This window comes from Acidovorax sp. sic0104 (genome assembly GCF_019219095.1).
Taxonomy (GTDB): domain Bacteria; phylum Pseudomonadota; class Gammaproteobacteria; order Burkholderiales; family Burkholderiaceae_C; genus Acidovorax.
The window spans coordinates 39,515-54,292 of the sequence record NZ_JAHUWH010000003.1 but is presented as its reverse complement, the minus strand read 5'-3'; the positions used below and the strand labels follow the sequence as shown (position 1 = coordinate 54,292).

General features: G+C 67.9%; 14 protein-coding genes. 4 read left to right on the top strand and 10 right to left on the bottom strand.

All coding sequences use genetic code 11. From position 1 onward, the window contains the following. The first annotated feature begins 71 nt into the window (after positions 1 to 71). Positions 72 to 851 (top strand): 2OG-Fe dioxygenase family protein, encoded by a 780-nt coding sequence (locus KW835_RS06765; RefSeq protein WP_218381602.1) that lies wholly within the window; start codon positions 72 to 74, stop codon positions 849 to 851. A 179-nt stretch (positions 852 to 1,030) separates the two neighbouring features. Continuing rightward, a complete protein-coding gene (locus tag KW835_RS06760) occupies positions 1,031 to 1,468 on the top strand; it encodes a universal stress protein (protein ID WP_218381601.1) in 438 nt (145 codons plus the stop codon). Between the two features lie 190 nt (positions 1,469 to 1,658). Here the strand turns inward: KW835_RS06760 and KW835_RS06755 are convergent, their stop codons facing one another. The 4 genes from KW835_RS06755 to KW835_RS06740 all read right to left on the bottom strand — a co-directional run bounded on the left by KW835_RS06755 (position 1,659) and on the right by KW835_RS06740 (position 5,456). Then, positions 1,659 to 2,654, bottom strand: a complete 996-nt coding sequence (locus KW835_RS06755; RefSeq protein ID WP_218381600.1) for a tripartite tricarboxylate transporter substrate binding protein — start codon at positions 2,652 to 2,654, stop codon at positions 1,659 to 1,661. A 194-nt stretch (positions 2,655 to 2,848) separates the two neighbouring features. Beyond that, positions 2,849 to 4,033, bottom strand: coding sequence for a beta-ketothiolase BktB (gene bktB / locus KW835_RS06750; RefSeq protein ID WP_218381599.1), 1,185 nt, complete (start codon positions 4,031 to 4,033; stop codon positions 2,849 to 2,851). Positions 4,034 to 4,125: 92 nt separating this feature from the next. Continuing rightward, positions 4,126 to 4,890 (bottom strand): SDR family NAD(P)-dependent oxidoreductase, encoded by a 765-nt coding sequence (locus KW835_RS06745; RefSeq protein WP_218381598.1) that lies wholly within the window; start codon positions 4,888 to 4,890, stop codon positions 4,126 to 4,128. A gap of 44 nt (positions 4,891 to 4,934) precedes the next feature. Further along, positions 4,935 to 5,456 (bottom strand): MarR family winged helix-turn-helix transcriptional regulator, encoded by a 522-nt coding sequence (locus KW835_RS06740; RefSeq protein WP_218381597.1) that lies wholly within the window; start codon positions 5,454 to 5,456, stop codon positions 4,935 to 4,937. A 76-nt stretch (positions 5,457 to 5,532) separates the two neighbouring features. Between KW835_RS06740 and KW835_RS06735 the strand changes: the two genes are divergently transcribed. Then, positions 5,533 to 6,420: an EamA family transporter gene (locus tag KW835_RS06735; RefSeq protein ID WP_218381596.1), complete on the top strand. Its 888-nt coding sequence runs from the start codon at positions 5,533 to 5,535 to the stop codon at positions 6,418 to 6,420. A gap of 56 nt (positions 6,421 to 6,476) precedes the next feature. On the opposite strand, the gene KW835_RS06730 is transcribed toward KW835_RS06735, so the two are convergent. Both KW835_RS06730 and KW835_RS06725 read right to left on the bottom strand, forming a co-directional pair. Then, positions 6,477 to 7,151: an RluA family pseudouridine synthase gene (locus KW835_RS06730; RefSeq protein ID WP_218381595.1), complete on the bottom strand. Its 675-nt coding sequence runs from the start codon at positions 7,149 to 7,151 to the stop codon at positions 6,477 to 6,479. Further along, positions 7,138 to 9,372 (bottom strand): ATP-binding protein, encoded by a 2,235-nt coding sequence (locus tag KW835_RS06725; RefSeq protein WP_218381594.1) that lies wholly within the window; start codon positions 9,370 to 9,372, stop codon positions 7,138 to 7,140. The genes KW835_RS06730 and KW835_RS06725 overlap by 14 nt, the downstream gene beginning before the upstream one ends. 368 nt (positions 9,373 to 9,740) lie before the next feature. Between KW835_RS06725 and KW835_RS06720 the strand changes: the two genes are divergently transcribed. Next, on the top strand, positions 9,741 to 10,403 hold the full coding sequence (locus KW835_RS06720) for an NAD(P)H-dependent oxidoreductase (protein ID WP_218381593.1): 663 nt from the start codon (positions 9,741 to 9,743) through the stop codon (positions 10,401 to 10,403). 66 nt (positions 10,404 to 10,469) lie between these two features. Here KW835_RS06720 and KW835_RS06715 read toward each other — a convergent pair whose 3' ends face one another. The 4 genes from KW835_RS06715 to KW835_RS06700 form a co-directional block, all read right to left on the bottom strand. Next, positions 10,470 to 11,834, bottom strand: coding sequence for an MFS transporter (locus KW835_RS06715; RefSeq protein ID WP_218381592.1), 1,365 nt, complete (start codon positions 11,832 to 11,834; stop codon positions 10,470 to 10,472). Further along, a complete protein-coding gene (locus KW835_RS06710) occupies positions 11,824 to 13,101 on the bottom strand; it encodes an acyltransferase family protein (RefSeq protein WP_218381591.1) in 1,278 nt (425 codons plus the stop codon). Before KW835_RS06710 ends, KW835_RS06715 begins: the two co-directional genes overlap by 11 nt. Positions 13,102 to 13,159: 58 nt before the next feature. Then, positions 13,160 to 14,209: a MerR family transcriptional regulator gene (locus KW835_RS06705; RefSeq protein ID WP_218381590.1), complete on the bottom strand. Its 1,050-nt coding sequence runs from the start codon at positions 14,207 to 14,209 to the stop codon at positions 13,160 to 13,162. Between the two features lie 116 nt (positions 14,210 to 14,325). Beyond that, a complete protein-coding gene (locus tag KW835_RS06700; RefSeq protein WP_218381589.1) occupies positions 14,326 to 14,724 on the bottom strand; it encodes an FKBP-type peptidyl-prolyl cis-trans isomerase in 399 nt (132 codons plus the stop codon). Positions 14,725 to 14,778 lie beyond the last annotated feature (54 nt).

The following is a 14,778-nucleotide window of genomic DNA, read 5'->3' as shown; positions in this document are numbered from 1 at the left end:
CCGCGCGAGAGGGCCACCGCTTGCGCCAGCGCAGACGCAACGCCGGTGCCAGCGGTTAAGCTCGGGCCTCTATGGCCCAAGTCACTTTTTCTCCCCCGTTCACCACTCCGTCCGACGTTGCCAACCATCTCGGCCAGCGGGGCTACGCCGTGCTGGCGCCGGATGATGTGGCCCGCTTCATCGGTTGCGACCTTCCAGCCCTGATGGCGCTCAACGGCGACTGGGACAGTCTGCCGCCCGATGGCTTCCTGAAGGATGGTGGCCGCTACCGGCGCCGGCGTCACGCGTGCTTCGTGGTGGAAGGCGGACAGGTGCGGCAGGCGCCGCACCGCGCGCACTGGCAACCGGTGGAATACAACGCACTGCACGGCGGCATGGAGCGCTGGTTCGCGCCCATGGAGCCTGCCACTGTGGCCCGGCCCGCCTGGCAGAAGTTGCTGGCGGCTTTGGCCGGCGTGTCCGATGCCGTGTTCGCAAGCCAGGCCGCGCCGGCGCCATGGTTTGTGGAGGCCCACCAGTTCCGCATCGACACCACCGACGGCATCGGCCGCCCCACGCCCGAAGGTGCGCACCGCGATGGTGTGGACCTGGTGGCCGTGTTCCTCGTGGGGCGCTCGGGCGTCAAGGGCGGAGAAACGCGCGTGTTCGAGGCCAACGGCCCCAGCGGCCAGCGCTTCACCCTGACCGAGCCCTGGTCGCTGCTGCTGCTCGACGACGCACGCATGATCCACGAGTCCACCCCCATCCAGCCGCTGGCAGCTGCCGGCCACCGCGACACGCTGGTGGTGACCTGCCGGCGAGGCAATTTCCAGGGTGCCGATGTGGTGGGTGAATCGCCAAGAGATTCCTGAGGCGCAAGTGCGGAGCCGTGCGGGTGGCGCGATGAAGCCCTCGTGCCCGGCGGGATGAGTGGCGTCGATTTGATGCGAATCAAGATGCGCGGTATGGTGGGCCTTCACACTGGAGTCCAATGCCGGGCCACAAGCCCGGTGACGCCATCCATCCACGCATTCACTCAAGGAGAAGCACCATGTTCAAGCACATTCTGGTTCCTGTCGACGGCTCGGAAACCTCCATGCTGGCAGTTTCCAAGGCCGCAGCCCTGGCCAAGACCTTCGGTAGCGCGGTGACGGCGGTGTATGTGGTCGACCCTTATCCCTTCACGGGCGTGGGGGCCGATTTTGCCTACGGCCAGGCGCAGTACATCAACGCCGCCACTGCAGAAGCCAACAGCGCCCTTGACGCCGCCAAGAAGGCCATGGCCGATGCCGGCGTGCAGGCCACCACGGTGGTGGGCGAAGGTCACGCCGTGCACGACGGCATCCTGCGCGCGCTGGAGAGCACCGGCGCGGACCTCATCGTGATGGGTTCCCACGGCCGCCGCGGCCTGGAAAAGCTGGTCCTGGGCAGCGTCACCCAGCGCGTGCTGGGCGTGGTGCACATCCCCGTGCTGGTCGTGCGCACCTGACCATCGCAAACCGTATCGCCCCATGACAAACGGCTCCCCAGGGAGCCGTTTTCATTGAGGTTCTCAGTGGCGCTACGTTCGTCACAGCCATGAAAACTGGCACACCCCCCGCCAGTGCACCCGTGGATCTGGCTCCGCCAGGCCACTGGGTGCGTCCCCCTTGGGGGAAGGCGCGAAGCGTCTCAGGGGGTTACTCTATTTTTGCGCCAGAGGCTTCCACGATCCCCTTCCACTGCACGTACTCCGTCTTGAGCAGCGTGCCCAACTGGGCCGGTGTCATGGCTTCCGGCTCCGCGCCCTGCGCATGGATGGCGGCCTTCATGTCGGCGGTGGCCAGCAGCTTGTTGACCTCGGCGTTCACGGCGGCGACCACGTTGGCCGGTGTGCCGGCCGGAGCGAACACGCCGTACCAGGTGCTCACGTCGAAGCCCTTGAAGCCGGACTCGGCCACGGTGGGTACATCGGGCAAGGACGAGCTGCGCTTGGCCGACGTGACGGCCAGCGGGCGCAGCTTGCCGGACTTGATCTGGCCCATGGCCGACGGCAGCGACGACACCAGCAGGTCCACATTGCCGGCCAGCGCATCCATCAGCGCCGGGTTGGAGCCCTTGTAGGGGATGTGGCTGAGCTTGACGCCCGCGGCTTTCTCGAACAGATCGCCTGCCAGGTGGATGGAGGTGCCGTTGCCGGGCGAGCCGTAGGTCACCGTGCCGGGCGATGCCTTGGCGGCGGCCACCACGTCGGCCAGGGTCTTGTACTTGGAGTTCACGCTGGTGGCGATGACCACGGGCGTGTAGGCCACGTGCGCCACGGGCGTCAGGTCCTTGGTCGGGTCCCACGGCAGGTTCTTGTACAGCCAGGGTCCGATGACCAGATTGTCCTTCTGGCCCATCACCAGGTCGTAGCCGGTGGGCGCGGCCTTCACGGCTTCGCCGATGCCGATGGTGCCGCCCGCGCCGGCCTTGTTGTCGGCCACCACGGTCCACTTGGCGCTTTCAGTCAGCTTGGTGGCCACCAGACGCGAGAGGATGTCGGTGCCGCCACCGGGCGGGAAGGGCACGATCAGGCGGATGGGCTTGCTGGGGTAGGCACCGGGCGCTGCGGGTGCAGCGGACGTCTGGGCCTGCGCGGTGGCGCCCATCGCCAAGGCGAGCGCGGTGAAGGAAGAAAGCAGTGTGCGAATCATGGTGAGAAATGTCTCCGTCGGTTCAATGAAATCGGCGGGTCGCGTTGCCAGGTGCAAGGCCCGCGCGCCGCTTTGCCGGTCTTGGTGCCGGCACCCGGGGATGATCGCTGATCCTCCACCGGCCATGCCTTGCCAATGCAGGGTGGCAGCATCGCCGCTGGCGATGGCTGCCGCCATGGACGGCGGTGGCGGACCTACAGACGTTCGAAGATCGCCGCGATGCCCTGGCCGCCGCCAATGCACATCGTCACCAGTGCATAGCGGCCCTGCACGCGCTGCAGCTCGTGCAGTGCCTTCACGGTGATCAGCGCGCCCGTGGCGCCGATGGGGTGGCCCAGTGATATGCCCGAACCATTCGGGTTGACCTTGGCGGGGTCCAGGCCCAGGTCCTTGGTGACGGCGCAGGCCTGCGCGGCGAAGGCCTCGTTGGCCTCGATCACGTCGAGGTCGGCCACGGTGAGGCCTGCCTTCTTGAGCGCCAGCTGCGTGGCCGGCACGGGGCCGATGCCCATGTACTTCGGGTCCACGCCCGCGTGGGCATAGGCCACCAGGCGGGCCAGGGGCTTGGCGCCGCGCGCCTTGGCAGCGCCGGCTTCCATCAGCACCACGGCCGCGGCGGCGTCATTGATGCCCGATGCATTGCCGGCCGTCACCGTGCCGTTTTCCTTGGCGAACACGGGTTTCAGCTTGGCCATGTCGGCCAGTGTGGCGCCGGCTCGAAAGTGCTCGTCGGTCGCGTACAGCACGTCGCCCTTCTTGCTCTTCAAGGTGACGGGAACGATCTGGTCCTTGAAGTAGCCGGCGGCCGTGGCGCGTTCCGCGCGGTTGTGGCTTTCGACCGCCAGCTGGTCCTGCTGCTCGCGGCTGATGCCCCACTTGGCGGCGATGTTCTCGGCCGTTACGCCCATGTGGATGTTGTGGAAGGGGTCGTGCAGCGCGCCGATCATCATGTCCACCATCTTGGTGTCGCCCATGCGGGCGCCCCAGCGCATGTTCAGGCTCGCGAACGGGGCGCGGCTCATCACCTCGGCGCCCGCGCCGATGGCGATGTCGGTGTCGCCCAGCTGGATGGTCTGCGCGGCCGACACGATGGCCTGCAGGCCCGAGCCGCACAGGCGGTTGACGTTGAAAGCGGGCGTGCCCTCTGCGCAGCCGCCCTGGATGGCCGCCACGCGCGAGAGGTACATGTCCTTGGGCTCGGTGTTGACCACGTGGCCGAATACCACGTGGCCCACGTCCTTGCCTTCCACGCTGGCACGCGCCAGCGATTCCTTGACGACGAGCGCGCCCAGCTCGGTGGGGGCGATGTCCTTGAGGCTGCCGCCAAAGGTGCCGATGGCGGTGCGCACTGCGCTGACGACGACGACTTCACGGGTCATGGGAGAGTCCTTTCAACGGTTTTTTTGAATCAAATCGGCCGCTAGCGCGCTTGCATGAAGCGCCGTTAGCTATCAAATGAGGAGCTTTCGAGTCACGCGTCCCTGACGTCTGCAACGGGGTTCGCACCGAAGTCGGCGCGTTCCAGCCAGGCCAGAACGCGGGCGGCGGCATCGGCGGGCGATGTGAGCTGGCCGCCGTCCTTGAGGTTGGCGAAGTTCTGCCGGTCCGGGAAGGCGGCGGGGTCTGCGCCACGCAACTGCACCTGCATGTCGGTGTCGATCACGCCGGGTGCCAGCGAGCACACCTTGGCACCATGGGACTTGGTGGCCTCGTCCAGCGCCACGCAGCGTGTGAAGTGGTCCATGCCGGCCTTGGCGGCGCAGTATGCAGCCTGCGAGGCCATGGCGCGGCGGCCCAGGCCTGAGGAGATATTGAGCACCTTGCGCGGCACGGCCGTCCAGGTGTCGGTCGTACCGAGGAAGGCCGCCGTGAGCTGCATGGGCGCCTCCAGTCCCACCCGCAAGGCTGTGGCCAGGTCGGCGGGATCGCTGCCCGACAGCGGGGCGATGCGCGGGATCATGCCGGCGTTGTTGATCAGCGTGGCGCTGGCGAATGCCTGCGGGCCTTGGGCGGCAAGCCAGGCCTTCAGTTCGTGCGCGGCCTGCTCGCCCTGCGACAGGTCTTGCTGCCACTGCTCGATCGTGACGCCTGCGGCCCGGGCTTCAGCGGCCAGGTCGGTGTTGGCACTGCGCGCGATGCAGATGAGAGTGTTGCCGGCCGTCAGAAGCTGCCGGGCCATGGCAAGGCCCATGCCGCGCGAGGCGCCGGTGAGGATGTAGAGGTGGTTGTGAGGCATCCCGCCATGTTACTGCGCAGTACGCATGGCGGTGCCGGTCCGTGCTATGCCTGCTGACCCGCGTGGGACTCCAGCGCCGCCAGCAGCAGCGACAGCCGCGCATCCAGCGCCGCCAGATCGGCGGCCTTGAGCGGCGCCAGGATGCGGTGCTCGTTGGCCACGTGCGCCTCCACCGCGCGGTCGATCAGCGCCAGGCCCTCGGGGGTGAGCTGCACCAGCGAGCTGCGCGCATCGGCGGGGTTGGGCAGCCGCGCTATCCAGCCGCTGGCCTCCAGCTTGCCCATGCGGTGCGTCATGGTGCCCGAGGTGACCATGAGCGTAGAGAACAGCGTGGTCGGCGCCAGGCAAAAGGGCGCGCCCGAGCGGCGCAGCGTGGCCAGCACGTCGAACTCCCAGAAGCTCAGGCCGAACTCGGCGAAGGTTTCGTCCAGGCGGCGCTGCAGCAGGGCCGCGCAGCGCTTGATGCGGCCAATCGGCCCCATGGGGCTCACGTCGAGGTCAGGGCGCTCGCGGTGCCATTGGTCGAGGATGGCATCGACGGCATCGGGTTGGCGTTGGGTGGCCATGGCAATGTGCTCGAAATTATCTTGATTTCAAGATTGTATGGTAGAGTTATTTATCTTGAATTTAAGATAAATAACCATGTCGAACGACCGCACCTCCCCCTGGCTGGACGCGTTGACCACGGCGGTGGGGCCTGTCATCTGGGGCTCCACCTACATCGTCACCACCGAGCTGCTGCCGCCCGATCGGCCCTTCACTGCCGCACTGCTGCGCACCTTGCCCGCCGGCCTGCTTTTGGTGCTGTGGTGCCGCCGCTGGCCTGCCTGGGGCGACCGGACGGGGTGGTGGCGCCTGATGGTGCTGGCGGCGCTGAACATCGGCGTCTTCCAGGCGCTGCTGTTCGTGGCGGCTTACCGGTTGCCGGGTGGCGTTGCGGCGGTGGTGGGAGCCATCGGGCCGCTGGTGGTGATGGGGCTGACCTGGGCGCTCGACCATCGCCGCCCACCGGCCGTGGCCCTCGCGGCGGGTGGGCTGGGTGTGGCGGGCATGGCGGCGCTGCTGCTGTCGCCGGGCGCGCGCTGGGACATGGTGGGCGTGGCCGCCGCGCTGGCGGGCACGCTGTGCATGGCGGCGGGCACGTTCTGGTCGCGCCGCTGGCGCTCCGACCTGCCGGTGCTGGCCTTCACGGGCTGGCAGCTGCTGGCCGGTGGCGTGATGCTGGCGCCCGTGGCCTGGCTGGTGGACCCGCCCCTGCCCACGCTGACGGCGGCCCATGTGGCCGGCTATGTGTACCTGAGCGTGGCGGGGGCCTTGCTGGCCTATGGGCTGTGGTTCCGCGGCATTGCGCGCCTGCCCTCGGTGGCCGTGGCGTCGCTGGGCCTGCTGAGCCCGGTGACGGCGGTGCTGCTGGGGTGGGCGCTGCTCGGGCAGTCCATGCGAGGCATCTCGCTGGCCGGCATGCTGGTGGTGCTGTGCAGCATCCTGGCGGTGCAGTGGGCGATGTCGCGGCAGGCATCGCGTGGGTGATTTGCTATTGAATTGGTAGCTTATAGCGCTTGCTGAAAGCGCGTAAGAGCACGTTTTTATTCAAAATCCGCAGGCCATTGCAGCACCATATCGGCGCCTGTCGCCGGGTGCATGAAGCGCAGGTCGCTCGCATGCAGCAGCAGCCTGGGAGCCTGCACCTGCGTGGCGGCGTCTGCGTACAGCGCGTCGCCCAGGATCGGGTGGCCCACGGCCGCCAGATGCACGCGCAACTGGTGGGTGCGGCCCGTCACGGGCTCCAGCTCGACGTGGCTTGTACCGGCGGCGGCATCGTGCCCTCGCACGCGCCAGCGGGTGAGGCTGGGCTTGCCCAGGGCATGGTCGATCACGCGCAGCGGGCGGCGCTCCCAGTCGGCGGCGATGGGCAGGTCGATGTCCTGCCAGGCTTCGGCGTCGCCCGGGCCCTGTCGCATGTGGCCCTGCACTACGGCCTGGTAGCGTTTGTGCACCTGGCGCTCCGCGAACGCGTGGCTCAGGCGCCGCTGCGCGTCGATGTGGCGCGCCATGATCACGAGGCCCGAGGTGGCCTGGTCCAGCCGGTGCACGATGAGCGCGCCGGGCCAGCGCTGCTCTGCGCGGGCGCTCAGGCAGTCCTGCTTGTCGGGGCCCCGGCCCGGCACGCACAGCAGGCCGGCGGGCTTGTGCAACACGAGCAGGTCGGCGTCTTCATACGCCGCGTGCACGCTGCATGCCGGCAGCTCAGGCTGCGTCATCGCCCGCTGCGCTGCCGGCGATGAGCCGCTGCACCGTGGCGCAGAGTTCCTCCACGTCGTTGGGCTTGTGGATCAGCGCGCGGGCGCCTTCGGCCCGTGCCTCCTGCTCGATCTCGGCCGTCACGTAGCCGGACGCAAGCGCCACGGGCAGGTCGGGGCGGATGTGGCGTGCCTCGCGCACCAGGTCCACGCCGCAAAAGCCCGGCATGTTGTAGTCGGTGACGAGCAGGTCATAGCAGTGGGGCGCTGCGCGCAGCGCTGCGGTGGCCTCGTGCGGGTCGGTGAAGCCGCTCACCTCGTAGCCTCGGCGGCGCAGCAGGCGCTGCACCAGGAAGACCAGCGCTTCGTCGTCGTCCACGTACATCACATGCGGCTTGCGTGGCGGCGGGGTGCAGCCCGGGTTGTCGTTGGACGGCTCGGCGGGGGCTGTGGACTCGGTCACCAGTTGCGCCGCGGCCGGGAGCGAGGACTGGGCGGCATCGCCCGGCGCCACCGGGAAATACAGCGTGAAGCGGCTGCCCTGGCCGGGCGCGCTTTGCACGTCCACGCCGCCTTCGTGCGTGCGCATCACGCCATGCACCACGGCCAGGCCCAGGCCCGTGCCCTGGCCCACGGGCTTGGTGGTGAAGAAGGGCTCGAAGATGCGCGCCAGCAAGGCGTCGTCCATGCCGGGGCCGGTGTCGCGCACCGTCAGCGCCACGTAGTCGGCAGACGCCAGGCCCAGCCGTTCCGAGAGACGGTGGTCGGGCTGAACGGCGGCGGCTTCGACATGGATGCTGCCGCGCTCGGTGCCCTGGCCCTGGATGGCGTGGACGGCGTTGGTGCACAGGTTGAGCAGTGCCTGTTCCACCTGCGTGGCGTCGCCCAGAACGGGCGGCAGGCCCTGCTGCAGGTGCATGTGCAGTTCGATGGCCGGTGGCAGCGTCACGCGCAGCAGGCGCTCGGTATCGTGCACCACCTCGGCCAGCGACACGGCGGTGCGCCGGGGTGGCTCGTTGCGGCTGAAGGTGAGGATCTGGCGCACCAGGTCGCGCGCTCGGCGGCCGGCCTTGTCGATCTCCAGCAGGCTTTCCAGCACGGGCGAGTTCGGTGCGCAGTCGGCCTTGGCCAGCTCCACATTGCCGAGGATGGCCCCCAGGATGTTGTTGAAGTCGTGCGCGATGCCGCCGGCCATGGTGCCCACGGCCTGCATCTTCTGCGACTCGCGCAACTGCGACTCCAGCTCGTTGCGGTGGGCTTCGGCCTTCTTGCGGCCAGTGAGGTCGCGCGCGAACACAGTGGTGGTCTCGCCCTCGGAGTGGCGCTCGAACGAGACGCTGACTTCCACCGCCAGCTCCTTGCCGCTGGCGGTGAGCGCGGTCATTTCGCCCAGCATGGCCTGCGTGGTGAGCTGCGCGAATGCCAGGGCCTGAGCCGCGTCTGGCAGGAAGCGGTCGAGCGTGCTGCCCAGCGCGTCGCCCGCGCTGCACTGGAACAGCGCAGCCGCGGTGGGGTTGAACACGGTGATGCGCCGATGCTGGTCTACGCACAGGATGGCGTCGAGCGCGGAGTTGATGATGGCTTCGAGCCGCTTCTCACTGGCGTACAGCTGCTGGTTGCGCTGTTGGAGTGCCCGCGCGCTGTGCTGCAGGGCCTGGCGTTCGGCCAGCACGGGGCCTTGGTCGATCACGGCGCACAGGAACTGCGGAAGGGGTGGGCCGCTGGCTTGCGGGGCCTCGATGTGGGCGATGTGCAGGTCGCCGGTGATGCGGCTGTCGGCATTGATGGTGAACACCACCTCCTTGACCTCGCTGTGCCCCAGATCTTCCGCGAGGGCGAAAGCCTCGCGCACGCGCCCAGCGTCCTGTTCGCGCACGAAGGGCATCAGCGCGGTGAGGGGGCGGTCGCGCTCGGAGGGCTGGAACGAGCGATGGGCCATGGAATTGGCCTGCACCACCAGATCATGTTCGTCCACCACCATCAGCGCCAGCGGCACGCTGGCGAACAGCGTTTCGAACCGTTCGTAAGCGCTCTCGGCCACGGTCTGGCTGTAACGCAGCACTTTGTTCTGGTTTTCCAGTTCGGCCTGGTAAGCGCGCAGCTCGGCCACCAGCCCCTCTGTGGAAGCGCCTGGCGGCAAGGCGGGGGGGGCTGTGCGCACCACCGGCTGGCCCGGCGCGCCGGCCGCTTGGGCGGGCATGCGGCGCGATGGGTCCAGAAAAGACAGGTCGTGTTCAATCATGGAAGAAAAGGCGGTGCGTTCTCCACGCAACTGCACGCAACTGCAAGCCATCGCATGGCGGGTTGACGGCCAATGGTCGCTGCGGTGCGCGGCTGCAGGCTACCGCAAGGCATGCGTCGGAGTGTACGCCCGCAGGTCGCGGGTGGGCGCGGGGGCGCGCCCAAGACCCCACGGGTCCAGCCCGTCCAGAAGGCGCTCACCCCGCCATCGGCGGCGGCATAAACGGCCGATTGTTGATCAAACGCGAACAATCCTTTTCCCGTTGATGCCTTACCGGGCGCTCGGGGCTTGCATACAGTTCATATGCCGCCTGACCGCAAGGCTCGCGCAAAAAACATCAACGGCCCAGATCACAGGACGACTACAACATGACCACAGCCAACACCGCCAATGCAGCCCAGCCGCTGCTCAACCAACTGCAATGGCGCTATGCCGCCAAGAAGCTCAACCCCGCCAAGAAGGTCCCCCAGGACAAGGTAGAGCGCATCCTGGAGGCCGCTCGCCTGGCCCCCACCTCCAGCGGCCTGCAGCCCTTCGAGATCATCGTCGTGACCGACCCCGCAGTGCGCGCCAAAATCCAGCCCATCGCCTGGAACCAGGCGCAGATCACGGACGGCTCGCACCTGCTGGTGTTCGCCGCGTGGGACAACTACACGGCCGAGCGCATCAACATGATGTTCGATCTGACCAACGACCAGCGCGGCTTCAAGAATGAAGGCTGGGAAAACTACCGCCAGATGCTGCTGAACAGCTACCCTCAGCGCGATGCGGAGGTCAACTTCCAGCATGCCGCCCGCCAGGCGTACATCGGGATGAGCGCCGCATTGATCGCCGCAGCCTTCGAGGAAGTCGACTCGACCCCGATGGAGGGTTTCGACCCCAACGCGCTCGATGAGATCCTGGGCCTGAGGGCACGTGGACTGCGCAGCGTGTCCATCCTGCCGCTGGGCTATCGCGCCGACGAAGGCGACTGGCTGGTGAACCTCAAGAAGGTGCGCCGCCCGCGTGAGCAGTTCGTGACGGAAGTCTGAGCCCCGGGCTTGTAGCGCACAAGAAAATGCCGGGCCCATGCCCGGCATTTCTCATGGTGCGGCCCGTCAACGGGCCGCAGGTGCCGCGTCCGTCACGCGGCGCATGGGGGTGATCACGAAGGCCAGTGCTGCCAGCACCACCAGCGTGCCGCCGCTGGCCGCGAACAGCTGCGCGAGCGTCACGCTTTTCATCACCCACCCCGTCACGGCGGCGGAGATGGGCGCCAGGCCCATGAAGATGAACATGAACAGGCTCATCGCGCGGCCCAGCAGCATGGGCGGCACGCGCTGCTGGATCCAGGTGAACACGCTCACCTGCATGAAGCCGCCCAGAAGGCCGATGACCAGCATCAGCGCCGCGCCCTGCCACACGGCGGTGATCAGGCCCATGGGCATGAACAGCGCGCCGATGATCGCGTCGAATGCGAGGATGGTCACGCCCAGGCTGCCGATGCGCAGGCGCGGCACCGCCCCCGAGATCACCATGCCCAGCAGAGTGCCCGCTCCGTGCGCGCCCACGATGATGCCGAAGGCGGCCGCACCGAGCGCGGGCGTGCTGCTGGCCAGCACCGGGATCGCGATGTGGATGGGCCCCATGATGAAGAGGGCGATCGCGCTCCAGTAGAGAAAGCAGGTGCGCAGCTCGTGGTCGCTCCAGAAATGCGCAAGACCCTGCCACACCGACGCCAGCACGGCCTGGGGCGGCGCGGCAGCATGAGCGGGATGGGCGCCACTGTCACCCCGGACCTGCACTTTGGCCAGCGTCCAGGCCGACACTGCAAAGCTCAGCGCATCGAGCGCGAAGGCAAGGCCGATACCGGTGGCGTTGGCCCGCATGCCGCCCGCTGGCGACCCCGTGGCATCGCCGAACAGCGCGATCAGCACGCCCGCGAGCAGCGGCCCGAGGAACATGGTGAGCTGGCGCAGCCCCAGGTTGATGCCGTTGGCCGCCTGCAGCTGGTGGCGCGCCACCACGTGCGGCATCATGGCCGTGCCCGCCGGGATGCTGAAGGCCGTGGCCAGGCCGATGCCCAGCGACAGCGCATACACCATCCACAGCGTGAGGCTGCCCGCCAGCACCAGCGCCGCCAGCGCGGCCAGCAGCACCAGGTTGACGTACTTGGTGATCATCAGCACCTGCTTGGGCGAATGGCGGTCCACGAGCGCGCCGCCGATCAGGATGAACAGGGCGCGGGGAACGCTGACGAGCGCCAATACGGTGCCCAGCACCAAAGTGTCGCCAGTCATCTGCAGCACCAGCCATGGCAGGGCGATCAGCGTGAACTGGTCGCCGAGCATCGACAAAAAGGCGCCGCCGGTCAGCCAGCGGAAATTGTGGTCTCTGAGCAGCGCGGCGCGCAGGTCCTGGTCCGGCGGGGCAGGCTGGGGGCGGCGCGCTGGGGCGTCGCGATCGGGGGTCTCAGTGGGCATGGGAAGGCTCTCCAGTCAAAGGGCGGGGATGGCGCTGGCCGTTGAGCAGCTGGCCGATGGCAGTGCTGCGCACGCACAGGTGGTAGCTGGCCAGGCACAGGGCCGTGGTGGCCAGCACGTTGATCAAAATCTTGGCAAGAGCCGGAATGGGCACGCCGTACAGCAGGGCGCTGAAGCCCACCGTCATCGGCAGGTGCACCAGATAGACCCAGTACGAGCTGTCTGCCAGGTACGCCAGCCAGGCCCGGGGCTTCGATGCGTGGCGCAGGAACAGGCCGATCAGCGCAAAGCTCCACAGCCACGACGCGGCGTTGTAGGCCAGCGCCATCCAGAACTGCAGGTGCCGCGTGGCGGGCACGGGTGCCGCCAGCATGTCCGTGAACGCGCCGGTCACCATCACCAGCGCGAAGGCAGACGCCTCGGGCTGGGCCAGCACCTCCGCCAGCAAACCCGTGACCACGAAACACGCGAAGCCCATGGCTGCGAACACTGGCCAATGTCGCTCGTAGCGCGCCATCAGCAGGCGTCGCTGGGTATGCAGGCACAGGCCGAACGCGTAGAACAGGCCGTTGTGCGCCCATTCCGCCAGGGGTGGCAGGAACGAGCCGCTGGGCGTGACGATGCCGTGGGTGTAGTGCGCGCCGATCCAGGCCAGCGGCAGCGTCAACGCCACGAACCCGGCGGGTGAGCCGCACAGCCATGCGGCCATGCGCTGCAGCGCGCGAAGGAGTGCCGCTGGCAAAGCGCGGGTCACAGCCCACAGGGGCGGGGTGAGCAATGTCAGCCACAGCAGCATCCACAAGAACCACAGGTGCATGGTGGGCGGACCCTGCGGCACGTTGGGCCCGTGCGGCAGCAGGCTGCGGTCCACGCCCCAGGTGCCGTGCGCCATGCGGTGCAGGAACATCAGCCCGAGCAGCGCCGTGGCGACGAAAAGCGGCGGCCAGAACACCGCGAAAGGCAGGCCCAGGCGGCGTACGCGGTGCCGCGCCATGCCGGCCAGGCCGCGCTGCTGCACCAGCAGCGCCACGAAGAACCCGGCCAGGATGAAGAACAGCGGCATGCGGAACGCGTGGATCACCGCCACAAAAAGGTCGGCTACCGGAGTGGACAGGTCGTCGTGCCACGGCAGCGGCGATGGTGCCTTCATGTACGCGATGGATGCGTGCAGCACGATGCCCAGCCACATCATCGCGGCGCGAAGGTGGTCCAGCGCGTGCAGCCGCTGGGGGGCCTCGGTGGGAGAACGGGAAGGGTCGTCAGTCATGGGTCGGTCCATCAGGAGACCGACTGTCAGGCCTCACGTTGCGTGAGGGTCAAGCGATTTACGCTGTTTTTTTGGCTGCGCGTGGCTTCTCGGGCACGGCCTGTTGATGCGCATGGGCCAGCGCGGCGTGCAGATACGCACGCACCGGCGCACTGAGCGGAGAGCCCGCCTGCAGCAAGGGCTCCTGCGCCGACGCCGTGAGGAGCTTGCGGCGCAATACAGGGTCGTTGCGGGTCAATTGCCCGAAGAGCGCATCCCAGCGCCGTCCGGCCGCCATGGCATCCGGGTGATGCGGTGGCAGGCCCCGGGCCAGAAGCTGCTGCGCGGTTTCTTCGAGCGCGGCCCAATCGGCATAGGGCACATGGCCCAGTGCGCGCAGGTCGTCGCGGGTCAGGTACTTGTCCAGCAGTTCCATGCGCAGCTTGATGGCGATTTCGACGTACTCGATCATCTCGCCGGGCGGCGCGTGGTTGCGGCCATGCGTGCTGGGCTCGGTGCGGAACATATGGCCCCAGCGCTCCAGCAGGTCCATGTCGCCTTTCATCCAGTGCAGCATGAGCGCCATCCACCGGTAGGCCAGGGCCTGAACTTCGGGTGAATCGGGCGGCAGCCGGCGGTCCATGGCGTTCTTCACCAAGTCCTTGACGATCAGCCAATCGGCTTCGATCAGGCTCCAGTTGGTGAAGATCTGCTTGAGCTCAGCCGAGCTGAAATACTTGCCGTAGGTGGTCATGAGCGCCAGCGCTTGGAGCCAGTTGCCCATGTCGGGCTCGGCCCCGGCCATGAGCCCGTCGCGCAGCATGGTCAGTCGCCCGCGCAGTTCGGTGGCCTGCGAAATCTGCTGGTCCAGCGCACGGATCTGCTGGCCGATGATGCGCTCGGGTGCCACGCCGTCGCCCGCCAGCAGGTCACCAATATCGCTGAGCGGCAGGCCCATCTGGCGCATCGTCTGGATGCCATGCAGCCGCTGCACGTCGGCCTGGCTGTACAGCCGGTAGCCCGCCTCGGAGCGGCCCGAAGGCTTGAGCAGCCCGATCTCGTCGTAGTGGTGCAGCGTGCGCACCGTGAGGCCGGTGCGCCGTGCGAGGTCGCCGACTTTCAGCAGCATGGTCTTTCCACAGCCGATGGCCATATGGGGGGCCGCAGGCTGTCCGTGCGACGGGCGCATTGGCCCCCCGGCCTGATGGTCGACGGCGCAATGCAGCGGCAGGGGGGCTTCATCCGTCAGCGCACGGAGATCAGTTCGATCTCGAAGATCAGCGTGGTGTTGGGCGGAATCAGGCCACCTGCGCCGCGCTCGCCGTAGGCGATGGCGGCAGGGCAGGTCAGCTTGGCCTTGCCGCCCGGCTTCATCAACTGCACGCCTTCCGTCCAGCAGGGGATCACCCCCTTGAGCGGGAACTCGGTGGGGGTGCCGCGCTTGTACGAGCTGTCGAATTCCTTGCCATCAAGGAACGTGCCCTTGTAGTGCACCTTCACGGTGCTGCTGGCTTTGGGAGATTCGCCAGCGCCTTCCTTCAGGGATTCATAGACCAGGCCGCTGGCGGTGGTGACAGGCTGGGCTTGCGCCAGGGCGGGAGCGATCACAACGCTGGCAAGCAGCACGCACAAAGTATTTCGCAAAGGAGTCTCCGTGATGGAAGTCGAGTGAGGCTGCGATCTTATTCGCGTTCGGGA